Here is a 22,916-nt window from a genome sequence, read left to right as displayed (position 1 = left end):
TGGCGGTGGCTCAAGCCTGACGCTGGTCTAGCCTGAAGGGATGGTGCCGCCATCCTGCTTACTTCAAATAGGATCGCAGGACGCTGACCACCTGATCCAGATCCTCCAGCCGCTCTGCCGGGGTGACATCGGCGGCGCCGAGATGCTCGCGCATATGTCCCTCCAGCACCTCCAGCATCAGGCCGTTGACGGCACCGCGGATGGCGGCGATCTGCTGCAAAATTGCGGTGCAGTCGCTCTCCTGCTCCAGCGCGCTCTCCAGCGCACCGGCCTGTCCCTTGATGCGGCGCACCCGTGCCAGCAGCTTCTTTTTGTCGTGAATGGTGTGGGACATGACGGATCCTCTCGATCAATAAAACTATACTGGGGTATAGTATATTGCATCATCGCTCTCAGGAGAAATCCATGTCATCCCTCGCTCAATCCCACTGCCATCAACCCGTCATCCACGAGGGCAGTCCGCTGGCCGAACAGAAGACCCGCTGGGCCGTGCTGCTCACAGTCATCATGATGGTGGCGGAGATTGGCGGCGGCTGGTTCTACAACTCCATGGCGCTGCTGGCCGATGGCTGGCACATGAGCTCCCACGCGTTGGCGCTCGGTCTCTCTGTGCTGGCCTACCGCGCCGCCCGCCACTTCGCCCGCGACCACAGATTCAGCTTCGGCACCTGGAAGATCGAGGTGCTGGGTGGCTTCACCAGCGCTCTCTTGCTGGTGGGAGTGGCTGGGTTGATGCTGTTCGAGTCTGTGTTCCGGCTGCTCGATCCCAGCCCGATCCACTATCAACAGGCGATCGCTATCGCGCTGGTGGGGTTGCTGGTAAACCTCGCCTGTGCCTGGCTGCTCAAGGATGATCACGGCCACCATCACCATGGGCATGACCACCGTCATGAGCATCACGACCACGATCATCATCATGACCATGATGATCACCACGGCCATCAGGATCTCAACCTGCGCGCCGCCTATATCCACGTGCTGGCGGATGCGGCCACTTCCGTGCTGGCGATTCTGGCGCTGACTGGGGGTATGTTGTGGGGGGCCGACTGGCTGGATCCGCTGATGGGCATAGTGGGTGCAGGGCTGGTTGCTGTATGGGCTTGGGGCCTGTTGCGCGACTCCGGTCGGGTGCTGCTGGATGCCGAGATGGATACCCCGCTGGTGGCGGAGATCCGCGAGGTCATCGCCGAGCTGCCGGGCACTGATATCCGCGATCTTCACGTCTGGCGGGTAGGGCAGCAGCAGTATGCCTGCGTGCTCTCTTTGCTGATGGTCAATCCGCTACCGGCGCAGCAGATCCGCGAGCGGCTGGCGATCCATGAAGAGCTGGTGCATGTGACCATCGAGATCGCCAGCGAACAGGATAAATAACGGGGGCCGTTGCCCCTTGGTTTCAGTGCTGTTGGCACTCTGATGTCAGTGCGGCTGCACGGTGATCTCATCCTGGGGCTTGTGTTGCCACACAGCGCCGAGCAGCAACTTGAGCAGCAGTCCGGGCGGGTTGTCCAGCAGCTTGCCGGACTCCAGCAGCAGCTGACCATCGGCGCGAAATCCGAGGCTGGCATCTATGGTGCCATCCTCCGAGACCACCTGGATCAGGCCATTGAGGGCGGATCGCTCACCGGGCTGACAGCGCAGCCGCAGTTCGCGGGGTTCCCCCAGCAGGGTGAAGGCGCGGCTCAGCGGGGGCGAGTCTTCATAATCGGGCCAGTTGAAGAAGTGATACTGCTCGGCCAGGGTGCCAGCCTGCTGGCAGAACTGGTCGAACAGCTGCCCGATCGCCTGATACTCCTGATCGAGTCGTCTTGCCTGCTCTTCAATCCGTTTCATTGTTTACTCCTTGTCTATCCACTTGATCAGACATGACTTTTCTGACCTCGTGACTGCCATTTTCCAGATATGAGGCCAAATGGCCGCGAGGTCTGTGAGCCGGATCGAAGTTTCAGTCTGAAAACGTTATCTTGTTGAAACTTGGTGGCTTTTTTGCCTTTCCGCTCACATTTGAATCGATTTCCGCTGATTAATATGGCTCCGCCTGGCAATGACCGGGTGCTCGACTATCGAGACTAACTACAGCGGGAATTATAAAAATATGGATATGAAAAGACCAAAGTGGCGCTGGTAACAGCCTCACTGCTCGCGCTTTTGTCTGGTTGTAATGACAACAGCACATCTACTTCTACACCTGAACCTTCTGATGGACCTGTCGCTCGCTTGCCCAAGATGGATCCCCCCAAGGAGCTGCTGCAAGCAGGCCCCAACGAGGTAGTCATTGCGCTGGTGGATACCCAGTCGGCAGCCAAGGGGGCCAAGGCACCGTTTGACAGCCACAGCCTACATCTGTGGAACAACGATGCCTGTAACGCCACCGCTGATAGCGGCCTGAATACCGGGTGGGATGACAAGAACAAGACTCCTGCTGCGGTCGACAGCTTTGGTCCGGCCTGGGTCGTGCCGCTCAACAAGGTGGAAGGGTGTATCAACTTTATCGCTCGCAACGGCGATCTGGCCAACCTGACCGGCAGCGATATGAAGGTGATCTTCAAGGATCATCCGGATCGCACCGTGGCTATTGTGGCGGGCAAGAAGGAGGTGTTTGGCAGCCGCGCCGACGCCTTCACCGCCGCGTTTGGCGTGGCGGGGGCCAGCGCTCATCTGATCGATGGCAACACCCTGATTTGGCAAGGGGGCAAGGACAAGCCCCATGTTCGCCTCTACTACGCAGCATCAGGGCAGATCACAGCGAATAACAAGGGGGTATTTGATTTCCCCTATATCAAACTGACTCCTACCACTCTGAGCGCCGAGCAGCAGGCCAAATATCCGCACCTCAAGGATGCGGCTGCCTTTGCCCTGCCAGCTGGCAAGGATCTCAAGCCCCTGCTCAAGGGGGAGCTGGTGGCTATCGGTACCGATGCTGACGGTATTTTGCAGGGAGCAACTCTGGTGCAGAGCGCCGGCGCCCTTGATGCCCTCTATGCGACCGAGGCAACCAAGCTCAGCTATGGCGCCGTGGTAGATGGTAATCGGGTGACCTTCCGCCTCTGGGCGCCGACTGCCAAGTCGGTCAAGCTGGCTCTCTACAATGCCAATCACAAGAAACGTCGCAAGGTGGCGATGACCTTTGACAGCGCCAGCGGCAGCTGGAGTTACGAAGGGTGCAGCGAGCTGATCGGCCAGTTCTACCGCTACGACATGGAGGTTTACCACCCGCTGAGCCGCAAGGTCGAGCACTACGAGGTGACCGATCCCTACTCCCTGAGCCTCGCGATGAACTCCGAGTTCAGTCAGGTGGTGGATCTCGACGATCCAGCGTTGAAACCGGAGGGGTGGGATAGCCTGAAGGCGCCACACAGCCAGCAGAACCCCGCCGACATCACCATCTATGAGGCCCATATTCGTGACCTGACCGGCAACGACGCCTCCACCGATGAAGAGAAGCGCGGCAAGTTTGTCGGTCTGACCCAGCCCGACTCTGTACCGGTCAACCATCTGAAAGCGCTGGCCAAAAGCGGCGTCAGCCACCTGCACCTGCTGCCGGTGTTCGATATCGCTACCGTCAACGAGGATCCGGCCAAGGTGGCCAATCTCGGCGATGACTTCAGCAAGCTCTGTCAGGTCAATCCGGATGTGAAAACATCCAAATTTGGTGGCTATTGCGGTGGCGGTCAGACCGTGGGAGATGTGCTGGCCGACCTGCAAGGGGGCGACAGCAAGGATAATCCGCAGGTGCAGGAGCTCTCCGGCTATCTGCGCGGCGTCGACTCCTTCAACTGGGGTTATGATCCCTACCACTACACCACGCCGGAAGGCTCCTACGCCACCAACGCCGAGGGCACCAAACGTATTCTGGAGTTCCGCGAGATGGTCAAGGCCATCAAGCAGAACATCGGCATGAACGTGGTGATGGACGTGGTCTACAACCACACCAACGAATCCGGGCTCGGCCCCAAGTCGGTGCTCGACAAGATAGTGCCCTGGTACTATCAGCGCCTCAATCCGGAGACCGGCTCGGTGGAGAACTCCACCTGCTGCTCCAACACGGCGCCGGAACACGCCATGTTCGCCAAGCTGATGGATGACTCCTTGGTCACCTGGGCGCGCGACTACAAGATCGACGCCTTCCGCTTCGACCTGATGGGCCACCATCCGAAAGATCAGATGGTGCAGGCGCTGGCCGCGGTGAAGAAGGTCAATCCCGAGATGTACTTCTACGGCGAGGGGTGGAACTTCGGCGAAGTGCAGGATGACAAGCGCTTCGTGCAGGCGACCCAGAAGCATCTGGGCGGTACCGGTATCGGCTCCTTCTCGGATCGCTTGCGCGATGCGGTGCGCGGCGGCAGTCCGTTCGACGGCGGCGATACCATTCGCAAGACCCAGGGCTTTGGCAACGGTGCTTTCGTCGATCCTAACGAAATGAGCAAGGTGGATCTGGCTACGGCCTTGCACCAGTCCGATCTGGTGCGCCTCGGCATGGCGGGCAACCTCAAGGAGTTCGTGCTGACCGACAAGGATGGCATACCGAAGAAAGGCGCCGAGATCGACTACAACGGCCAGAGCGCCGGTTATGCCCAGGATCCGGTGGAAGTGCAGAACTATGTCGACAAGCACGACAACCAGACCCTGTTCGACAACCTGATCTACAAGGCGCCTGCCGGAGCCGATCTGGTGCGGATGCAGGGGGTCTCGCTGGCGACAGCCATGCTGGGTCAGGGCATTCCCTTCACCCACGCCGGTGTCGAGCTGCTGCGTTCCAAATCCATGGAGCGGGACAGCTATGACTCGGGCGACTGGTACAACAAGGTCGACTACACCCTGGGCGACAACAACTTCGACAAAGGGTTGCCGCGCAAGGACAAGGATGGCGACAACTATCCGCTGATTGAGCAGGTGCTCGGCAAGCATGCCAAGCCGGGCTCGGCCGAGATGGCGCAGATGGTGAGCTTCTATCAGGAGCTGGCGGAGCTGCGCAACTCTTCCCGTCTGTTGCGTCTGGGCAGTGGCGCCGAGGTGATCAAGCGGGTTGATTTTCGCAATACCGGCCCGGATCAGGTGCCCGGCCTTATCGTCATGACGGTGGATGATGGCGTCAGTGCCGGGACGGATCTGGATCCGGCCATCGACGGTCTGGTGGTGATGATCAACGCCAGCAACCAGAGCCAGAGCATCGGCGACTTCCGTGACGGCAACGATCAGCCGATCGATCTGAGCGGTATGGTGCTAAGCAGCAAGCATCGCGCAGTCGACAGCATCGCCAGCGGCGCCGCCTATGATAATGGCCAGCTGACGCTGGGGGCCTGGTCTGCCGCCGTGTTCGTCAAGCCGCAGAATGGCGCCCAGGGCGCGGGCCTGCCGGTCAGCAAGAAGACCGACCTGAGTACCCTGCCACCGTTTGGCAACACCGATGTTTATCTGAAGGGGTTCCTCGATGAGTGGGGCAACACCAACCAGATGACCTTCAGCGGCAACTTTATGTATGAGTTCACTACCGAGGTGAGCACCGACAAGCTGGGTACCACCAACGTCAAGATCGCTGACGCCAGCTGGGGGCCGGTCAACTACGGCAGTTGCAACGCCGGTGACAAGCTGGTGGTCGGCACTCCGCTGACCCTTTGCAAGGGGGGAGAAACCGGCAATATCGGTGTCGATCTGGCCAAGGCAGGCAGCTACAAGTTTGTCTTTACCGCCATGAACAAGGACAAACCGACCCTGAGCGTCAGCTTCACCGAGCCGGTGCAGAGCTGCAAGGTGCTGGATACGGTGGCGGGCAATCCGCTCGGCTACAACCTGTTCGTCAAGGGTGAGCTCTCCAGCTGGGGAGCCCAACCTCAGTACCAGCTGAGCTACAAGGGGATGGACGGTGATCTTGCCATCTATCAGGCGGCGTTCAACTATGCCGGCAGCACCGAGTTCAAGGTCGCCAACGAGGACTGGAGCAAGGAGTATCTGCTCAACGGTGGCGGCGCGTTGAACGCTGAAACCGGCTATTCGTTCGCCTTCTCCAAGGGTGGCAGTGCCAATAACAGCATCACCCTGCCGCAGGGGCTGTGGAGTGTGCTGGTGAAGGTTGACCCGGCTGGCGTCAAGGCGGGTACTGCCGTCATTCAGGAGTGCAGCGTCAAGTAAGCAAGCCATTGAGTCCGGGGGATGGCTCGGCACCCCCGGGTTGAATTCCACCTTGCCAAGGGTGGGATAACTCCGAGAGAGTAAGCAAAGCGCGACTGCCGACCGGCAGGCGCGCTTTTTCTTTTACGGGGTGCCGTGAGAGGAAAAAGAAAAGCCGTCCCGGTTGGGGGACGGCTTTTGGCTGGGATACCATTGGCTGGCTTAACGCTTGCGCAGCAGCCGCAAGGCGTTGGCGGTTACCAGCGCGGTGGCGCCGGTATCGGCCAGCACCGCAATCCACAGTCCGGTGATGCCGAGCAGGCTGGTGACCAGGAAGATGGCCTTCAGTCCCAGTGCCAGCGCGATATTCTGGTGAATATTGGCCAGTGCCGCCCGCGACAGCCGGATCATCGCGGCAATACCGCCGAGCTGGTTGTGGGTCAGCGCCGCATCGGCGGTCTCCAGCGCCACATCGGTGCCGCCCCCCATGGCGATGCCGATACTGGCCCGCTTCATGGCGGGGGCATCGTTGATACCATCGCCGATCATGGCAACCTTCCGAGTGCTGGCCAGCTTGGCGATCTCTTCTACCTTGTTCTCCGGCAGCAGACCGGCACGCCAGCCCATCCCAAGTTCACCGGCGATGGCCTCGGCGGCGCGGGGGTTATCCCCGGTTAACATGATGCTGTTGAGCCCGAGCCGGTTGAGCTCTTGCAGCGCCCCTGCCGCTTCCGGCCGGATCTGATCCCGCAGCGCCAGCAAGGCGACTGGCTGCGCTTGGTCGCCGCTGCTTTGGCAGAGCACCACGACAGTCTTGCCCTGCCGCTCCAGCGAAGCAATCCGGGTCTGCTGTTCCACATTCAGGGTCGCCACCCGGCTCGGTGCCAGCAGTTGCCACAGTTCGCCGTTGATGCGTCCCTCAACTCCCATGCCCGGCAGGGCTCGCAGGTCGCGGGCCTCAGCCAGCGTCAGCCCCTGTTCGGTCGCGTTGGCGACCACGGCGCGGGCCAGCGGGTGGTGAGAGCCCTGCTCGATGGCAGCCGCCAGTGCCAGCAGTTCGGTTTCCGGCTGGCCATTGAGGCTCACCAGTTCGGTCAGTTGCGGCTTGCCCAGCGTCAGGGTGCCAGTCTTGTCAAAGGCGACAGTGTCGATATGGGCCAGTCGCTCCAGTGCGGCACCACCCTTTATCAGGGCCCCCTGACGGGTTGCCGCGGCCAGCGCCGAAGTAACCGCTGCCGGGGTGGAGATGACCAGCGCACAGGGGCAACCAATGAGCAGCAGCGCCAGCCCGCGATAGATCCACTCGTCCCAGCTCTGGCCGAAGGCAAGGGGCGGCACCAGCACCACCAGCAGGGCGACCAGCATCATGGCTGGGGTGTACCAGCGGCTGAAGCGGTCGATAAAGCGCTCGATGGGGGCGCGCTGGCTTTCGGCCTCCTCGATGAGGTGCAGAATGCGATCGATGGCGTTGTTGCCGGGCTCGGAGACGACTTCAAGACGCAGCACCCGATCCGCCGCCAGACTGCCGGCTGGCACCTTGTCACCCTGGCGGCGTTCCACCGGAATGGATTCACCGGTCAGGGCGCTCTCGTCAAAGGCACCGAGGGCATCGAGCAGGCGGGCATCGGCAGGTAGACGGGCTCCCGGAGCGATTTCGATAATGTCGCCGGGACGCAGCTCATCGGCAGCTACCTCTTCCCGCACCTCGCCCTCGGCAGTGGTACGGATCCGCAGCGCCTTGTCAGGCACCAGCGCCATCAGGGCGGTCACCCCGGCACGGGCGCGTCCGGCGGCGTAGGCCTCCAGATGCTCACCCAGCATAAAGAGCAGCAGCACCATGCCTGCTTCGGCGGTTTCGCCGAGGAACAGGGCGCCCACGGCGGCCACCGTCATCAGGGTCTCGATGGCGAAGGGGGAGCCGCTCTTGGTCAGCGCCCACGCCTTGCGGGAGATGGGCCACAGACCCCAGAGGGTCGCCAGGGTAAAGAGCGGCTGACCGAACTCTTTCGGCAGCAGGGCGGCAACCAGCATCAGACCGGCCAGTGACAGGGGCTGCCAATATTTGCCCAAAAAGTTATCGAATAGATTGCCCTGCAGGGGCTGTTGTGAAGCTTGCTTGCGGCCAGCTGCCTGCTTGTCAGCGCTTTCCCCTTTGAGCTGGAAACCGGCGGCCAGCACGGCGGCGGTGACGGGATCGGGGGAGAGACCGGGGGCCAGATCCACTACCAGCTTCTCGGTGGCAAACAACACGCGCGCCTGTTGCACGCCGCTCACCCGGCTGACGGCGGTCTCGATCTTGCGGGCGCAGCTGGGGCAATCCATCCCCAACACCTGCCAGCTGTGGCGGCTGTTGCCTTGCACCGGCGCAACCAGCGGGTCGGCAGGGGGCATATCGTGCTCATGCTTATGATCGTGAGCTGGCGATAAGGGGGCGCTGCAGCACGCTTGAGCGTGGCAGCTTCCTCGGGGAGGCTCTTCATCCCCGGGGGATTCATTGCCGTCACGGGATGCGGGCTCATGAGGCGTCGGGGTTGAACAGCAACTGACGGGCGTGGTGTTGTCGCAGCAGTGGCTATCGTGGTGATGCTCACTCTGGCCGGGGGCCGCCTTGCTGACGGCCTTGATGGGGGCGGCGTGCTGATGATTGCAGCAGGATTTGCTCATGATGAGTCCCTCTTGATGGATCCCGCCCCTGCGAGATCCCTGATTACCGAGAAGGAGTCTAAACCTTGGTGTTAAGTCCAAGGTCAACCCCTTTATATCCCTTGTCTTCGCGGGTGTTTGTCTGGTCTCGCCGCCCCTATACTGATCACCCGGATTTTTACTACACCAATAAAGGACATAACACATGAGCAACTCAGTCACTCTGCAAGGCAACCCGGTTTCCGTCGCTGGTCACTTCCCGGTCGCCGGTGAGCAAGCCAAGCCCTTCTCTCTGGTGGCCAAGGATCTCTCCGACGTGACCCTGGCAAGCTTTGCCGGTCAGCGCAAAATCCTGAACATCTTCCCGAGCGTCGATACCCCGACCTGCGCGACCTCTGTGCGCAAGTTCAACGAGCAGGCCAGCGCGCTGGAGAACACTGTCGTGCTGTGCATCTCCGCCGATCTGCCGTTCGCCCAGTCCCGCTTCTGCGGCGCCGAAGGTCTGGACAAGGTAGTGACCCTCTCTACCCTGCGCGGTGCGGCCTTCATGGAAGATTACGGCGTTGCCTTCTCTTCCGGTCCGCTGGTCGGTCTGACCGCTCGCGCCATCGTGGTGCTGGATGGTGACAACAAGGTGCTGCACAGCGAGCTGGTCGCCGAAGTGGCCGACGAGCCGAACTACGCTGCGGCGCTGGCCGTGCTGTAAGGCTGCAAGCCATAAAAAATCCCGCTTCGGCGGGATTTTTTATGCGGGAATTGTCCGTTCAGGGCGTAGCTGGCGGGGTGGTCGCCGGTTCAGCCTTGGCGGTTGGGGAGGGTTGCCACTCCACATAGGGGCGGTGGATCTTCTCGTAGATCTCGGCCAGTTTGCCGGTGGCAGCCAGCTGATCGATGGCTTGGCGGAGAAATTCGTCCATCTCATCACCTGCTGCCCCTTTCTGGATGATGAAGACATCCTCGAAATCTCCGAAAAATTCTCGCCTGATATTGGTCAGCCCCAGCTGCTTGAGCATCAGGTCGGCCTCCTCTTGTGCCCAGACAAAGGCGTCGATACGGCCGCGTGAGAGCTTGCGCAGTGACTGCTCGATACTCATCGAGCGCTGCACCGGGAAGGGCATATAGTCGGGAACGGCCTCGATCAGCAGATCCCGTTTGGTGGGCACTATGCCGTAGGCCATATCCGTGGTGACTGGATAACTGGTATTGCTGTAAATCACATGGGCAACCTTGCCAAAACTGCGAGTACTGAAACGATAAGCCAGCATATCGATATCCTTGAGGTTGCGGATGGCGGGCAGCCCCAGATCAGCCTTGCCGGAGATCACCCCTGCCATGGCGCGGGCGATGGGGTAGATGGTGATCTTGATGGTTACATCGGGGTAGAGGTCATCGATGGCGTGTACCAGATCGACAAAGGGGCCTGTCTTGTCGGCATTGATCAGCCCTGGCAGCTCGCCAAGGTGGGCATTGAGGATGCGCATCGGTTTAGGCGGCTCGGGGGCAGCGTCGTTCTCCGGAGTCTGCGACAGGCCGAGGGTGGCGCTGCCGAGCAGGGTGACCACGAGCAGCAGAAGGGGGATGTGTCTGGTCATGGCGAGTCTCTCTTGGTGATAGGTCAGCTAAAGTGTAGTCAGCCCGTCGTCAGCGCCCCTTGGCCAAACCATCATGGATAGGGTTTTACTTCTGGGCCCCTGCTCACTAGACTTCGCCTCCCACTTCTTTGTTGACGTAGCGCCATGACCTTTAGCGAACTTGCCCTTCATCCCGACTTGCTTGCCTCTTTGCCCGTCACCTTGCAGACGCCGACCCGCATCCAGCAGCTGGCGATTCCGGCGGCGCTGGCGGGGCAGGATCTGCTGGCGCTGGCCCAGACCGGCAGCGGCAAGACGCTGGCGTTTGGCTTGCCGCTGCTGCAAAGGCTGGATCCTGCCTCCAGCCAGGTGCAGGGTCTGGTGCTGGTGCCAACTCGCGAGCTGGCGACTCAGGTCACTGCCGCGCTTGAAGAGGGCGCTGAGGCGCTGGGGCTGCGTATCGTGACGCTGTGTGGGGGCGTTGCGCAGGAGCGGCAACAGGCCGAACTGACGCAGGGGCCACAGCTGCTGGTCGCCACGCCGGGGCGGTTGCGGGATCTGCTGACCCAACAGGTGCTGGGGCTGGATGGTTTACAACTCTTGGTGCTGGATGAGGCGGACCGCCTGCTGGAGATGGGCTTTGCTCCCGACATCAAGGCACTGCTCGGCTTTATTCCGGCGGATCGCCAGACCCTGCTCTTCTCCGCCACCTTGCCTGCCGAGCTGGAGGCGCTGGCCAACGGCCTGCTGCGCGAGCCTACCCGTATCGAGGCCACCCCCCTCAACAGCGTGGTGAACGAGATCGAAGAGCGACTCTATCTGGTCAACAAGAGCAGCAAGGTACCAGCGCTCATCAGCTTGCTCAAGGAGCAGGCGTGGCCGCAGGTGCTGGTCTTTATCAGTGCGCGGGATGATGCCGACGGTGTGGCCAGAAAGCTGGCCAAGGCAGGTATCGCTGTGGCTGCCCTCCATGGCGAAAAAGAACAGGCGGTGCGCGAGCAGGCGCTCGGCGATTTCAAAGAGGGCAAAATTCGGGTGCTGGTGGCCACCGACCTGATGGCGCGCGGCATCCATGTGGAGGCGCTGCCGGTGGTGATCAATCTGGACTTGCCCGCCAGCGCCCCTGTCTATGTACACCGCATCGGTCGTACCGCCCGGGCTGGCCGTGAGGGGCTGGCCATCTCGCTGGTTTGTCATGGCGAGAGTGACATGCTGCAAGCCATCCGCACCCTGACCGGCCGCGAGCTGCCGTTGGGCGATCTGGCGGGATTCCCGGTCACCGACCAGCCTGCCAGCGGGGAGGGCAAGCGCCCCCCTCGTGATAAGCAGGCCAATCGCCGCACTCAGGCCAAACGCAGCGTCAAGCAGTTCAAGGGCAAGCGCTGACCTCAGGGTTTGCCTTGCTCCCGCGCGAAGAAGTCACGACGCCACTGGCTCAACACCTCCTCCTTGTGTTGTTGCCACAGCGCAGGATCCATCTGTTGTTGGCTGGCCGCCAGTTGCTGCTCGAGCTCGGCCAGCTCTCGCTGATAGCGGTTGCGTTGATCCAGCTGCTGCTGGCGCGCCCTAGCAAACGCCAGCGTGGCTTCAGCCTGCTCTGCGGGCAGGAAGTGACGGGCCAGGGTGGCCAGCTCCTCATCTCCCCACAGCTGACGAGCTTGCTGCAGGCGGGCATCAGGGTTGAACAGATCCACCGCCAGATCCGGATGATTCGCTGCCCACCGATCCTGCAAGCGGCTGAGGGCGTCCAGCCGCTCGGCCAGCGGCAACTGCTCGCTCTCTTGCGCCAACTGATCCAGCGCCAGGGCATAGCGCCCCTGTAGCCGGATCAGACTCTCCCCCTCGCTCAGCCACCCGGCCTCTGTTGCTTCCAGATTGCTCACGCGCTGCGCCAGCGGCAACTCGCTGTCGCTGATCTCGCTGGCAAGCTGGTTGATCAGTTCATCCGGCATCGCCTGCCAGCTGCTGGGCACTTCTTTGCTTTTGCCATCCATCCCCTCAGCGTTTGGCATGCGGGGAGGCGGGCTCCCCGGTTCTGCTGGCAACTGCATATCGGCCGGAGAGGGCGTCGCCGACCGTTCTGGCGATATCGGGGGTTGCTCTTCCTGCCAGCCCAGATTCACCAGCAAAAGGGTCAGGATAGCCAGTGCCAGTATCCCGTAACGGTGAGTCATCGGCTGATCTCTCCCTTGACCGGGAAGTGGTCTGAGAGGTTGCTGGCGGGCCAGAGGCTGCCATCGCTGCTGCGCGGGATCCAGACCGTGTTGAGGTTGTGGCTGGCGTTGCCGTACTCCCGACTCACTACCAGATAGTCCAGATACTCGACGTTGGCGCCACCGGAGAGTGGGCCACCGGCATAGGGGTTGATCCTGGGATCAAAGGTGGCTTCGGTGTAGCCGCCATAGGCGGGTTCATGGGCGTTCAGATTGGCCAGCATATTGGCGTAGTCATCGGCAAACTTGCGTTTGTTGACGTTGAAGTCGCCGCCGTAGATGACGGTGTCGCTGGCGGGGATCTTGAGGCTGGCAGCCAGAGAGCGGATCTGACCGAACTGGATCTGGCGCAGCTTGCGGGCCTCGTCGGTGTCGAAGCTGGCGGTGTGGCTGGCGAACAGGTGCCACGCCTTGCCCCCCTTGATCACCTCGGCGTACATCACCCCCTTGTCGGCGAAGCAGTCGGTGCCGGTGCATTGGGGATAGACCAGCTGGGCCTCCCGCACTATGGGATAGCGGCTGACGATCACCACGCCGCCGTCATGAATGTTGACCCCGGGCTTGTCGAGTACTTTGGTCTGGTAGGGGTACTCTTTCGCCAGCGCCTGCAAAAAGCCTTCGCGGCGGCCATCGAATACCTCTTGCAGCAGCAGGGCGTCATAGCCCTTGAGATAATCAGGCAGCAAGGTCAACCGCTCGCCGATGCTGGAGGCGATGACCGGCAGTGCCCAGACGTTGTAGCTGGCCACCTTGAGCCTGTGTTCTGCCGGTTCCGGTTGCTCCCGTTTTTGGGGAGGCGTGATCATATAGTGCAGATCGTCGTAGCGGCCGGTGAACTTGGCGGCAAAGGCCAGCTCTTGTGGCCCCGCAACGCGGTGGATCGCCCGATCGTTTTGCCAGCCGGATGCGCTGGTCGGCGTCTCGCCACCGTGCTGCAAGGTGGTGTTCCACCAGGTTCCCTCCATCAGCTGGTTGAGCCGATAGACGTCGCCACCCGCTGTGGTCACGCGGGTTTCGAACAGATAGCTCTTGCCCGCCTTGACCCCCTCATAGCGATTGAAGCTGAGTACCATGGCGCTCTCCCACGGGCCCAGCTCGGTGCGGTGCTGGCTCCACTGACTGCCGGGTTGCAGCTGGCCGCTGCCGCTTTGGCGGATGTCGATCTGAAGCGGTTCAGGACTGTTGTTGGTGAGATAGACATCGGTATCGGCCAGTGCCAGTTGCGGGAACTGGCTGACCAGCAGCAGGGCGGCATAACTGAGGGTTTTCTGCATCACAGGCTCCTTTTGGTTGCAGGGCAATGGAAAGTGACTGTTATGGCGAATGCAGAGGTCAGTTTGTTTACATTTTGGTTACAAGTAAATAAATTGGTTTTGTTTGGAGCTTTGTGGAGGTGTAAAGCGAGCGAGGCAGCACGCTTAAAGAGAGAGGGAAGAGCGAGGGAAGGCGCCCGTGTCAGGCGCCTTCAGGAGTTAGCGGTGGGCCAGCGGGTAGGTGAAGAGCGCCAGATGGGCGAAGTTGAAGGCGAAGTGGATCAGGATGGCCACGGAGAGTCGCCCGCTGAGCTGGAATGCCAGGCCATAGCAGCAGCCTGCCAGGGTCGCAAACAGCGCCAGCAGTGGGCCACCGGGCAGGTGGATGGCTCCGAACAGTAGCGCAGCCACGACGATGCCAATCCAGGGGCGGTAACGCTCGGTCAGCTCCTGCTGGATCGCGCCGCGAAACAGCGCCTCTTCTGCCACGCAGGTGAACAGCAGATTGTTGAGTGCAAACAGCCACCACCAGTGGGGCAGACCCACTTCCGGTTTCAGTGCCCCCAACTGCCAGGCGATGACCAGCAGGGCTCCCAGCGGCAGCAGTAACAGGGCCAGCGGGCGCCAGCGGATTGCGCCCCCCTTGCCCAGCAGCATCGGGCAGGCCAGCAGCAAGCCAAAGAGCAGCAGCGGTTTGTCGAGGTTCAGATACATGTTGAACGGCACGCTGGCGGGGCCTGCCAGCGCCTGATCCAGCGCCTTGAGATTGTTGAAGCCGGGGATTAGGTGCAGGGTCAGCGCAATCGCCCAGAGGATCAGCACCACTCTGGTCACCATCGCCCAGCGGGCGGGGAGGGTTGGCGCACGCCACGCCAGCAGTAATCCTGCGACCGAGACCAGCAGGGCGGGTAGCGTCATTCGGTCAAGCCACAGTGCCAGCAGCAGGGAGAGTCCCAGCAGAGCAAAGGCGGGAAGACGTTGGCGGAAGAGGGCAAGCAGCACTGCCAGTGCCAGCGCGCCCCAGATAAATGAGTCGGGAGGGGGTAACATTGGATCTCCTTGATCGAGGCAGGCGGCAACCTTAACAAGTGGGCGTCAGCAGGACAACCGCGCAGGAGGTGGTCGGATCCCTTCTCTATACTCATCAACAGGGTAAAGGGAGAGCAGCTGATGAAGCATTGTCTGTGGTTGTTGTGTTGTTGGTGTGTCTGGCTGCAGGCCGCACCCTTGCTGCTGGTGACCGGTGAGTTCACCCCCTATACCGGCAAGGCCCTGCCTGAAGGTGGCGAGAGCACCCGGCTGGTGACGACCCTGCTGCAAGAGGCCGGGTATCGAGAGCTCCAGGTCGACTACCTGCCCTGGCCCCGCGGCTATCAGTTGACCCGCAATGGGTTGGTCGCGGCCACCTTCCCCTACGCCTGGACTGCCGAGCGGGCCAAGCTCTTCCACTACAGCGCTCCCATTCACATTGATCGCCTCTCCTGGTTCACCTATCGGGGGAGCGAGGTCATTCAGGCTGGCCGCTGGCAAGGGTTGCGTGTCTGTATTCCGCTGGGGTGGAGTACCAGCCATGCCGACGGGGTGATCAAGAGTTTCGGGCTGGATCTGCAGCGCCCCAAGACCCTGGCACAATGTCTGCAATTGCTGGATCGCAAACGGATCGATCTGCTGCCGATGAACGAGACGGTGACCCGGGATGCCAGCCGTCAGCTGTTTGGCGATCCCTGCCATCTGCAGGCATTGCCCCACTTTCGTCAGAGCGACACCTTTTACCTGATCATTTCACGGCAGTACCCTGAGGCCGCCAACCTGCTTGAGCGCTTCAATCATGCTCTGGCTGCCGCCCGTGCCGATGGTCGCTATGACCAACTGGTCTCCCGAGCCGGAAAGGGGATCGATTGCCGTTGAGGGTGCACGGCCGGAAAACAAAAAGCCGGAGCAGTGGCTCCGGCTTTCTTTAATTGTTTCAGAGGCGATTAGCGGCCTGATTCGGCAATCACGCGGGCGATGATATCGGCGCGCTTGCTGGCTTCCAGTTCGCCCAGGGCGATCAGGCCAGCCTTGAAGATGATGTTCTTCGGCAGGCTGACGTCGTCCAGTGTGGCGATCGCTTCAACGTGCATGCCGTTCAGACGGCTGGCATCGCGCGGGCTCAGGTTGACCTGGGTGTTCATCACCTGCTTGCCTTTCTTCTTGGCAGGTGCAGCCGCTTTCTTGGTGGATTCCTGTTCTTCGTCTTCCGGCAGTTCGTCATCAAAATCGTAAATAGACATAGTCAATCCTGTTGAGTTAGGCAAAAGGGCACGTTTGCCCGACATAGTAATCCGACATTGGGTCAATCAGCCCATATCCTCGTTACGGATAAAGGCTCGCCAGGAGCCGAGCACCTGGGCAAAATCTTCCAGCCCGCACATGGCCAGCTGTTCATCATCGTAGTAGGCGAGATCGTCAAGATCCTCACCCAGCTCGATATTGAGGGCGTTGGCTTTCACCTCCGCCTCTTCATGGGTCAGCAGCAGGGAGTAGTCACCGCCGTTGAGCCGGTATTCGACTCGGGTGCGGTTGGAGAGCTGATCAATGATGGAGAAGAGCTCATCGAGCTTCTCCTCATCCTTGCCAACCTCGTCGATCAGCCACTGACCGATGGCTTCATGGCCCATGGAGAACCGGGCGCGATAGCCACCAAACGGGTCGCGGCGAAATTCATAATCCATAGCACAGTCCAGATCGGAGGGATGGGCCATCACGGGCAGGCGGGTGCAAGCACGCAATTCCTGCTCCATGGCGGGGCACACATCGGGTAAAGTGGCCTATTCTAGCGATCCCCCTCTCGCTTGTCTTGATGATGTGGCATCTTTGCGCCCATGTGCCCTGAATCGGCCCGTGGTGGCGTAGCCAGATCAGCCCCTTGTCCGGAGATGTTATGCAGTTAAACGATAATCTTGCCCGCCAGATCGTCGCACGGGCGATGAAGATCCTGTCGTTCTCGGTCAACGTGATGGACGAACACGGTCTCATCATTGCGTCCGGCAATCCGGAGCGGATCCATCAGCGCCACGAAGGGGCCGTGCTGGCGCTCACCGAAAACCGGGTGGTGGAGATCAGCGAAGCGACTGCCTTGCAGCTCAAAGGGGTGCGACCAGGCATCAATTTGCCCATCTCCTATCAGGGGGAGCTGATCGGGGTGATCGGCATCTCCGGCGATCCGGAGGAAGTGCGTGCTTACGCCGAGCTGGTGCGAATGACGGCAGAACTGATCCTGGAGCAGGCGGCGCTCACCGAGCAGTTGCAGTGGGACAAGCGCCACAAGGAGGAGCTGGTGTTGCAGCTCATTCGTGGTGAGGGGCGAGTCGATCAATTGCAGCAGGCGGCCCGTTTTCTCGGACTGGAGTTGGCCCAGCCTCGGGTGGTAGCCGTGCTGGCGCTGGAGGAGGCGGATCCGGCGCGTCTGCGGGAGCTGGTTCATCAGCTGGAAAATCCGGAGCGGGACAATCTGGTCGCCATCAACGGGCTCGACGAGATAGTGGTGCTCAAACCGGCGCAATTGAGTGAGGGCGTCTGGCAATCGGCGCAGGAGCGCAGCCGGATCAAGCAGTTGCTGGCGCGCATTCCCCACTTCAAGGTGCATATCGCGGTGGGCGATTACTTCGCCGGGATCGACGGGCTGGCGCGCTCTTACCAGACGGCGCGCGATACCCTGCGCCGTGGCATGCGGCAGGCGCCGCGCAAACAGGTCTACTTCTTCGAGGACTACCGTTTGCCGGTGCTGCTGGGGAGTCTGGCGGACTCCTGGCAAGCGGATCAGCTGCGCACACCGCTGCAGAAACTGGCCCGGGAAGATGGCAAAGGGGCGCTGCAGAAGACCCTGCGCCACTATTTCTTGCAGGATTGTGATCTGCATCGCTGCGCCGAAGCCCTGTTCATTCACCCCAATACCCTGCGTTACCGACTAAGCAGGATCGAGCAGATAACCGGGTTGAATTTCAACAAGTTAGACGACAAATTTTTGCTCTATCTCGGCCTTAATCTCGACTTGTGATTGTGAGATTTGACAAAAAACCACGTTTAAATGACGCAATTTTTGGTTTTTAAGCCAAAGCATTCTGATTGCAGATCTCCATAATGGCGGCCATTCACTCCCATTGAAGGTGTCCGTCATGATCCCGGTTACTGCCCTTGGCGCCATCGCGGCGCTCTCCATCGCCATCTTCCTCATTCTGAAGAAGGTTCCGCCTGCTTACGGCATGATCGTCGGCGCGCTCGCTGGCGGCCTGATCGGCGGTGCCGATCTGACCCAGACCGTTGCCCTGATGATCGGCGGTGCCCAGGGGATCACCACTGCGGTGATGCGGATCCTGGCGGCCGGTGTACTGGCGGGCGTGCTGATCGAATCGGGTGCGGCCACCACTATCGCCGAGACTATCGTCAAGAAGCTGGGTGAAACCCGCGCCCTGCTGGCGCTGGCGCTGGCAACCTTGATCCTGACTGCGGTCGGCGTATTCGTGGATGTGGCCGTTATCACGGTCGCCCCCATCGCGCTGGCCATCGCCCGCCGTGCCGACCTCTCCAAGGCGGCCATCCTGCTGGCGATGATCGGCGGCGGCAAGGCGGGTAACGTCATGTCCCCCAACCCCAACGCCATTGCCGCGGCTGATGCCTTCCATCTGCCCCTCACCTCTGTGATGGCGGCGGGCATCATCCCGGGTTTGTTCGGTCTGGTGATGGCCTACTGGCTGGCCAAGCGTCTGAACAACAAGGGCAGCAAGGTTGCCGCCGACGAGGTAGTGAGCTTCGAGGGCACCAAACTGCCGGGCTTTGCCGCCGCCATCAGCGCGCCGCTGGTCGCCATCCTGTTGCTGGCCCTGCGTCCGGTCGCCGGTATCGTGGTGGATCCGCTGATTGCACTGCCCCTCGGTGGTCTGGTCGGCGCCTTGATGATGGGTAAATTCAGCAAGGTGAACCAGTTTGCGGTCTCCGGCCTCGCTCGTATGGCGCCGGTCGCCATCATGCTGCTGGGTACCGGTACCCTGGCGGGCATCATCGCCAACTCCGGCCTGAAAGATGTGCTGATCAGCGGCCTGACCGCCTCCGGTCTGCCTTCTTACCTGCTGGCGCCGATCTCCGGTGCCCTGATGTCGCTGGCGACTGCCTCGACCACCGCCGGTACCGTGGTGGCCTCCAACGTATTCAGCTCCACCCTGATTGAACTGGGGATCAGCAGTCTGGCCGGAGCGGCCATGATCCATGCCGGTGCCACTGTGTTTGACCACATGCCCCACGGCTCTTTTTTCCATGCCACCGGTGGCAGCGTCCACATGGGGGTGGGGGAGCGCCTGAAACTTATCCCTTACGAAACTGCAGTCGGTCTGACCATTGCCACTGTCTCCACCCTGATGTTTGGCGTGTTTGGCCTCGCCTAAGGAATTGATATGAAAATTGTTATTGCCCCCGATTCATTCAAGGAGAGTCTGAGCGCCATGGCGGTGGCTGATGCCATCGAGGCCGGTTTCAAGCAGGTGCTGCCGAACGCCACCTACGTCAAATTGCCGATGGCCGATGGCGGTGAAGGCACGGTGCAATCGCTGGTCGATGCCACCGGTGGCCGGATCCTGCCGGTCGAAGTGACCGCGCCCCTAGGCAACAAGGTGCAGGGCTTCGTCGGCCTGCTGGGCGATGGCGAGCGCGCCGTCATCGAGATGGCCGCCGCCTCCGGTATCCATCTGGTGGCGCCCGAGCAGCGCAATCCGCTGCTCACCTCCAGCTTCGGCACTGGCGAGCTGATCCTGGCTGCGCTGGAGATGGGGGTGAAACATCTGATCCTCGGTATCGGCGGCAGCGCCACCAATGACGGCGGTGCCGGCATGATCCAGGCGCTCGGCGGCAAGCTGCTCAAAGCCGATGGCTCAGCCATCGAGCTGGGTGGCGCGGGTCTCAGTGAGCTCACAACCATCGATCTGAGCGGTCTGGATCCGCGTCTGAGCGATCTGGTTATCGAGGTAGCGTGCGATGTGAACAACCCGCTCTGCGGCCCGAAAGGCGCCTCTGCGGTGTTTGGCCCGCAGAAGGGGGCGACTCCAGAGATGGTGGTGCAACTCGATGCCAACCTCTCCCGTTATGCCGACTGCATTGAGCAGGCCGTTGGCAAGCAGGTGAAGGATATTCCGGGGGCGGGTGCCGCCGGTGGCATGGGGGCCGCGCTGGTCGGTCTGCTTGGTGCCGAGCTCAAGCCCGGCATCCAGATCGTCATCGAAGCGCTGAAACTGGCCGAGGAAGTGGCCGATGCGGATCTGATCATCACCGGCGAAGGGCGCATCGACAGCCAGACCATCCATGGCAAGACGCCAATCGGTGTCGCACGTTGCGCCAAGCAGTTCGGCAAGCCGGTGATCGGTATCTCCGGTTGCCTGACCGACGATTGCGGTGTGGTACATGATCACGGGCTGGACGCGGTATTCGCCGTGGTCAACCGCGCCATGTCTCTGCCGGAGGCGCTGGAGAGCGCCAGCACCAATATTCAACTCACTGCGCGCAACGTAGCGGCGCTCTATCAGCTCAAGGGCTGATCCGGTTCGGCCGATGGGCGCCATCGGCCACTCAATATCCCCGTTTGGGGCATCTCCTATCCCGCGAGATGTCTGACTGCCCTGGCACTTATTTGCCGATCCATCGTGATCGGCTCTTTTCTTTCCGTTCCTTTGTCTTGCCACACTTTTGACTCCATGGGTCAGCGCGGTTTTGATAGGCGCAAATCTCCCTTTACGGCATAGTGGTCGTACCAAGTACAAGGAGAGACTCATGTTCCTGCTGACCCTGGGGGTTGCGCTGTTTACCCTGATCCATCTCTACCCCTGTTTTGCGGTGGCCCATCGGGCGCGACTGCGCGAGCGGCTGGGTGAGAATCGCTACAAGGGGCTCTTCTCCCTGCTGGTGTTTGTCGCCATCGCCTGCATCATTGCCGGTTGGCGGTCGGCCAGCTCGCTGCCGCTCTACTTCCTGCCGGAGTGGGGGCCGATGACCATGACGGTGATGATGCCCTTTGCGCTGATCCTGTTCTTCTCCGGCCAGGGGCCCAACCATCTGCGCCGTTGGCTGGTGCATCCCCAACTGCTCGGTACCCTGCTCTGGGCGGTGGCCCATCTGCTGGTCAACAGCGAGGCGCGATCTTTGGTGCTGTTTGGCGGTATCGGGCTGTGGGCGCTGGTGAGCATGGTCTGGAGTTCGGTGCGGGATTGGCAGCGATATCCCCGCCCGGCGGCCAACTGGACGGGCACCGGCATCAGCGTCGGGGCGGGCCTGGTTGCCACCGCGCTGCTGGTGTTCTGGGGCCACGGCTGGCTGACCGGCATTCCATTGCATTGAGAGTGAACTGCGGCTCTGGTAACCGCGTATGATGGACAAAACAAAAGGAGTCTTGGCGATGAAATGGTTCACTCTGTTGCTGTTATTGGGGACCGGCGCGGCCTCTGCGGCGTGCCCCGATTATTTCAATGTGGAGATGCGGGAACTCAACAATGCCCAGCGCCACAACCTCTGTCAGCTGACCGAGGGCAAGGTGGTGCTGGTGGTCAATACCGCCTCCTACTGCGGCTACAGCGGCCAGTTCCGCGATCTGGAGCAGCTCTACCAGAGCTACAAGGATAAAGGGCTGATTATTCTGGGTTTCCCCTCCAACGATTTCTGGCAGGAGGCGGGCAACGAGACCAAGACCGCCGAGGTATGCCGCCGCGACTATGGCGTCACCTTCCCGATGTTCAATCGGGTAGCGGTGCGGGGCCCCGATGCTGTGCCACTGTTCAAGGGGCTGGCGGCGGCCGCTGATGGGGATGAGCCGAACTGGAACTTCCACAAGTATCTGGTGGGGCGCGATGGCAAGCTGATCGCCAGCTACGGCGCTAACCAGAATCCGGCTGACGACCCCCTCAAACTGCAGATCACCCGGGCGCTGGGGCTCTGACCCTACCCCTTGGCGGGCGGCTCTGGAATAATGGGCTCCCGCCACTCAATCCGGTTATCTTGTGCTGCAACGTCTTCCTCAAATGGTGATCTTCGATGCGCTGGTGCGCGAGCAGGGGATCTCTGCCGCCGCCCGTCGTCTCGGGGTCTCCAAATCCCATATCAGCAAGCAGCTGGCGTTGCTGGAGACCACCCTTGGCGCCCAGCTGGTCCAGCGCACCACCCGCCGCTTCGTCCTGACCGAGCTGGGTCAGGAGTATGCCCGTCACTGCCATGCGCTGGTGGCGGTGGCGCAGGAGGCGGACTCCATGATCGCCGAGCGGCGCGGCAAGGTGAGCGGCGTGCTCCATCTCGGTGTGGGCCAATCTTTTGGCCGCTTGCACGTCATTCCTCATCTCAAGGCGTTTCAGGATCGCTATCCCGAGCTGGAGCTGGAAGTCTCGCTGTTCGACCACAGAACCAATCTGGTGGATGAGGGGCTGGATCTCTGGCTCACCACCTATGAGGACAAGCCGGAAGGGCTGGTGGGACAGCGGCTGGCCGACATTGGCTTCGTGGTGGCGGCTTCGCCGGATTACCTGCTGAGCCACGGCACGCCGCTTCATCCCAAGGATCTGGCCCAGCACAACTGCATCACTTACCAGAGTCGGGAGCGGCGCTATCACCAGTGGTCGTTTCGCCAGGGCAAGGAGCGCCAGACGGTGCAGGTGGCGGGCAACTATCGGGTGGATATGGCGGAGGCGGTACGCGATGCGGCACTGGCCGGGCTCGGCATCGCCTATATCGCCAACTACTTGCTGGACAAGGAGTTACAGAGCGGCAAGCTAATCCCTGTGTTGCCAGGGTGGCGACCGAACCAGCAGATGGCGGTACACGCCGTTTATGCCCGGCGCGAACATCTGGATCCCAAGATCCGTCTCTTCATCGATTTCCTCAAGGCCCGCTTTGGCCCCGAACCCTATTGGGAGCAGCGACTGGCCCCCTGGCTCGGGGGTAAATTGTCCGGCGGTGAGGAATAATTGTTTCCATATAAGAACTCTCGATTTCTCCTGATACTAAAATCGAACCAAATCAGCCAGTTGGCGCAACCGATATCGTGCAAACGTTTTTTCTAACAGGCTTGTAACCAAGCGGACTTGCAGTGACAGGGGGAGAGGCGCAGAATCCGCGCCCATCTT

General features: G+C 61.2%; 20 protein-coding genes. 11 read left to right on the top strand and 9 right to left on the bottom strand.

What is annotated here, in order from left to right:
• Nucleotides 1-58: 58 nt before the first annotated feature.
• Entirely contained in the window at nt 59-334 is a 276-nt protein-coding gene (locus ACTG19_RS10190; RefSeq protein WP_113740073.1) for a metal/formaldehyde-sensitive transcriptional repressor, read from the bottom strand.
• 71 nt (nt 335-405) lie between these two features.
• On the opposite strand from ACTG19_RS10190, the gene dmeF reads away from it, so the two are divergent.
• Nucleotides 406-1,371, top strand: coding sequence for a CDF family Co(II)/Ni(II) efflux transporter DmeF (dmeF, locus tag ACTG19_RS10185; protein WP_113740074.1), 966 nt, complete (start codon nt 406-408; stop codon nt 1,369-1,371).
• 45 nt (nt 1,372-1,416) lie between these two features.
• On the opposite strand, the gene ACTG19_RS10180 is transcribed toward dmeF, so the two are convergent.
• Complete coding sequence (locus tag ACTG19_RS10180; protein ID WP_113740075.1) at nt 1,417-1,830, bottom strand: hypothetical protein; 414 nt, start codon at nt 1,828-1,830, stop codon at nt 1,417-1,419.
• Between the two features lie 393 nt (nt 1,831-2,223).
• On the opposite strand from ACTG19_RS10180, the gene pulA reads away from it, so the two are divergent.
• Nucleotides 2,224-6,126 (top strand): pullulanase-type alpha-1,6-glucosidase, encoded by a 3,903-nt coding sequence (pulA, locus tag ACTG19_RS10175; RefSeq protein WP_439989044.1) that lies wholly within the window; start codon nt 2,224-2,226, stop codon nt 6,124-6,126.
• A 201-nt stretch (nt 6,127-6,327) separates the two neighbouring features.
• Here pulA and ACTG19_RS10170 read toward each other — a convergent pair whose 3' ends face one another.
• Entirely contained in the window at nt 6,328-8,769 is a 2,442-nt protein-coding gene (locus ACTG19_RS10170) for a zinc/cadmium/mercury/lead-transporting ATPase (RefSeq protein WP_439989043.1), read from the bottom strand.
• Between the two features lie 184 nt (nt 8,770-8,953).
• On the opposite strand from ACTG19_RS10170, the gene tpx reads away from it, so the two are divergent.
• Nucleotides 8,954-9,454 carry a thiol peroxidase gene (gene tpx / locus ACTG19_RS10165; protein WP_005341463.1) on the top strand — a complete coding sequence of 167 codons (501 nt, stop codon included), beginning with the start codon at nt 8,954-8,956 and terminating at the stop codon, nt 9,452-9,454.
• Between the two features lie 58 nt (nt 9,455-9,512).
• On the opposite strand, the gene ACTG19_RS10160 is transcribed toward tpx, so the two are convergent.
• Nucleotides 9,513-10,340 (bottom strand): ABC transporter substrate-binding protein, encoded by an 828-nt coding sequence (locus ACTG19_RS10160; protein WP_439989041.1) that lies wholly within the window; start codon nt 10,338-10,340, stop codon nt 9,513-9,515.
• A gap of 144 nt (nt 10,341-10,484) precedes the next feature.
• Between ACTG19_RS10160 and ACTG19_RS10155 the strand changes: the two genes are divergently transcribed.
• Nucleotides 10,485-11,705 (top strand): DEAD/DEAH box helicase, encoded by a 1,221-nt coding sequence (locus tag ACTG19_RS10155; protein ID WP_439989040.1) that lies wholly within the window; start codon nt 10,485-10,487, stop codon nt 11,703-11,705.
• Between the two features lie 2 nt (nt 11,706-11,707).
• On the opposite strand, the gene ACTG19_RS10150 is transcribed toward ACTG19_RS10155, so the two are convergent.
• The 3 genes from ACTG19_RS10150 to ACTG19_RS10140 form a co-directional block, all read right to left on the bottom strand.
• On the bottom strand, nt 11,708-12,493 hold the full coding sequence (locus tag ACTG19_RS10150; RefSeq protein WP_257686749.1) for a hypothetical protein: 786 nt from the start codon (nt 12,491-12,493) through the stop codon (nt 11,708-11,710).
• The gene (locus ACTG19_RS10145; RefSeq protein WP_257686750.1) at nt 12,490-13,806 is read right to left on the bottom strand and encodes a sphingomyelin phosphodiesterase; all 1,317 of its coding nucleotides are present in this window, start codon (nt 13,804-13,806) and stop codon (nt 12,490-12,492) included. Before ACTG19_RS10145 ends, ACTG19_RS10150 begins: the two co-directional genes overlap by 4 nt.
• 198 nt (nt 13,807-14,004) lie before the next feature.
• Nucleotides 14,005-14,835 carry a CPBP family intramembrane glutamic endopeptidase gene (locus ACTG19_RS10140; protein WP_257686751.1) on the bottom strand — a complete coding sequence of 277 codons (831 nt, stop codon included), beginning with the start codon at nt 14,833-14,835 and terminating at the stop codon, nt 14,005-14,007.
• A gap of 120 nt (nt 14,836-14,955) precedes the next feature.
• On the opposite strand from ACTG19_RS10140, the gene ACTG19_RS10135 reads away from it, so the two are divergent.
• Entirely contained in the window at nt 14,956-15,693 is a 738-nt protein-coding gene (locus ACTG19_RS10135; RefSeq protein ID WP_257686752.1) for a substrate-binding periplasmic protein, read from the top strand.
• 68 nt (nt 15,694-15,761) lie between these two features.
• Here the strand turns inward: ACTG19_RS10135 and ACTG19_RS10130 are convergent, their stop codons facing one another.
• Entirely contained in the window at nt 15,762-16,058 is a 297-nt protein-coding gene (locus ACTG19_RS10130) for a hypothetical protein (protein WP_103251372.1), read from the bottom strand.
• Nucleotides 16,059-16,124: 66 nt separating this feature from the next.
• Nucleotides 16,125-16,499 (bottom strand): YacL family protein, encoded by a 375-nt coding sequence (locus ACTG19_RS10125; RefSeq protein ID WP_031227767.1) that lies wholly within the window; start codon nt 16,497-16,499, stop codon nt 16,125-16,127.
• Between the two features lie 209 nt (nt 16,500-16,708).
• On the opposite strand from ACTG19_RS10125, the gene ACTG19_RS10120 reads away from it, so the two are divergent.
• The 6 genes from ACTG19_RS10120 to ACTG19_RS10095 all read left to right on the top strand — a co-directional run bounded on the left by ACTG19_RS10120 (nt 16,709) and on the right by ACTG19_RS10095 (nt 22,757).
• Nucleotides 16,709-17,824: a sugar diacid recognition domain-containing protein gene (locus tag ACTG19_RS10120; RefSeq protein WP_201990752.1), complete on the top strand. Its 1,116-nt coding sequence runs from the start codon at nt 16,709-16,711 to the stop codon at nt 17,822-17,824.
• Nucleotides 17,825-17,942: 118 nt separating this feature from the next.
• On the top strand, nt 17,943-19,205 hold the full coding sequence (locus ACTG19_RS10115; protein ID WP_167570819.1) for a GntP family permease: 1,263 nt from the start codon (nt 17,943-17,945) through the stop codon (nt 19,203-19,205).
• A 9-nt stretch (nt 19,206-19,214) separates the two neighbouring features.
• A complete protein-coding gene (locus tag ACTG19_RS10110) occupies nt 19,215-20,348 on the top strand; it encodes a glycerate kinase (protein WP_439989039.1) in 1,134 nt (377 codons plus the stop codon).
• A 232-nt stretch (nt 20,349-20,580) separates the two neighbouring features.
• Nucleotides 20,581-21,144, top strand: coding sequence for an NnrU family protein (locus ACTG19_RS10105; RefSeq protein ID WP_113740085.1), 564 nt, complete (start codon nt 20,581-20,583; stop codon nt 21,142-21,144).
• Nucleotides 21,145-21,202: 58 nt separating this feature from the next.
• Nucleotides 21,203-21,739: a glutathione peroxidase gene (locus tag ACTG19_RS10100; protein WP_113740086.1), complete on the top strand. Its 537-nt coding sequence runs from the start codon at nt 21,203-21,205 to the stop codon at nt 21,737-21,739.
• An 82-nt stretch (nt 21,740-21,821) separates the two neighbouring features.
• Entirely contained in the window at nt 21,822-22,757 is a 936-nt protein-coding gene (locus ACTG19_RS10095) for a LysR family transcriptional regulator (protein WP_005340335.1), read from the top strand.
• Nucleotides 22,758-22,916: the final 159 nt, after the last annotated feature.

Origin of the sequence: Aeromonas sp. 3P (genome assembly GCF_051919745.1) — a bacterium.
GTDB lineage: Bacteria > Pseudomonadota > Gammaproteobacteria > Enterobacterales > Aeromonadaceae > Aeromonas > Aeromonas veronii.
Note: the sequence above shows the minus strand (reverse complement) of the source record. Positions and strands in the feature narration are given on the sequence as shown.

What these genes read in the sequence shown, in the direction of transcription:
- ACTG19_RS10190 (WP_113740073.1), bottom strand. Translation starts at nt 334, where the DNA reads ATGTCCCACACCATTCACGACAAAAAGAAGCTGCTGGCACGGGTGCGC.
- dmeF (WP_113740074.1), top strand. Translation starts at nt 406, where the DNA reads ATGTCATCCCTCGCTCAATCCCACTGCCATCAACCCGTCATCCACGAG.
- ACTG19_RS10180 (WP_113740075.1), bottom strand. Translation starts at nt 1,830, where the DNA reads ATGAAACGGATTGAAGAGCAGGCAAGACGACTCGATCAGGAGTATCAG.
- pulA (WP_439989044.1), top strand. Translation starts at nt 2,224, where the DNA reads ATGGATCCCCCCAAGGAGCTGCTGCAAGCAGGCCCCAACGAGGTAGTC.
- ACTG19_RS10170 (WP_439989043.1), bottom strand. Translation starts at nt 8,769, where the DNA reads ATGAGCAAATCCTGCTGCAATCATCAGCACGCCGCCCCCATCAAGGCC.
- tpx (WP_005341463.1), top strand. Translation starts at nt 8,954, where the DNA reads ATGAGCAACTCAGTCACTCTGCAAGGCAACCCGGTTTCCGTCGCTGGT.
- ACTG19_RS10160 (WP_439989041.1), bottom strand. Translation starts at nt 10,340, where the DNA reads ATGACCAGACACATCCCCCTTCTGCTGCTCGTGGTCACCCTGCTCGGC.
- ACTG19_RS10155 (WP_439989040.1), top strand. Translation starts at nt 10,485, where the DNA reads ATGACCTTTAGCGAACTTGCCCTTCATCCCGACTTGCTTGCCTCTTTG.
- ACTG19_RS10150 (WP_257686749.1), bottom strand. Translation starts at nt 12,493, where the DNA reads ATGACTCACCGTTACGGGATACTGGCACTGGCTATCCTGACCCTTTTG.
- ACTG19_RS10145 (WP_257686750.1), bottom strand. Translation starts at nt 13,806, where the DNA reads ATGCAGAAAACCCTCAGTTATGCCGCCCTGCTGCTGGTCAGCCAGTTC.
- ACTG19_RS10140 (WP_257686751.1), bottom strand. Translation starts at nt 14,835, where the DNA reads ATGTTACCCCCTCCCGACTCATTTATCTGGGGCGCGCTGGCACTGGCA.
- ACTG19_RS10135 (WP_257686752.1), top strand. Translation starts at nt 14,956, where the DNA reads ATGAAGCATTGTCTGTGGTTGTTGTGTTGTTGGTGTGTCTGGCTGCAG.
- ACTG19_RS10130 (WP_103251372.1), bottom strand. Translation starts at nt 16,058, where the DNA reads ATGTCTATTTACGATTTTGATGACGAACTGCCGGAAGACGAAGAACAG.
- ACTG19_RS10125 (WP_031227767.1), bottom strand. Translation starts at nt 16,499, where the DNA reads ATGGATTATGAATTTCGCCGCGACCCGTTTGGTGGCTATCGCGCCCGG.
- ACTG19_RS10120 (WP_201990752.1), top strand. Translation starts at nt 16,709, where the DNA reads ATGCAGTTAAACGATAATCTTGCCCGCCAGATCGTCGCACGGGCGATG.
- ACTG19_RS10115 (WP_167570819.1), top strand. Translation starts at nt 17,943, where the DNA reads ATGATCCCGGTTACTGCCCTTGGCGCCATCGCGGCGCTCTCCATCGCC.
- ACTG19_RS10110 (WP_439989039.1), top strand. Translation starts at nt 19,215, where the DNA reads ATGAAAATTGTTATTGCCCCCGATTCATTCAAGGAGAGTCTGAGCGCC.
- ACTG19_RS10105 (WP_113740085.1), top strand. Translation starts at nt 20,581, where the DNA reads ATGTTCCTGCTGACCCTGGGGGTTGCGCTGTTTACCCTGATCCATCTC.
- ACTG19_RS10100 (WP_113740086.1), top strand. Translation starts at nt 21,203, where the DNA reads ATGAAATGGTTCACTCTGTTGCTGTTATTGGGGACCGGCGCGGCCTCT.
- ACTG19_RS10095 (WP_005340335.1), top strand. Translation starts at nt 21,822, where the DNA reads ATGGTGATCTTCGATGCGCTGGTGCGCGAGCAGGGGATCTCTGCCGCC.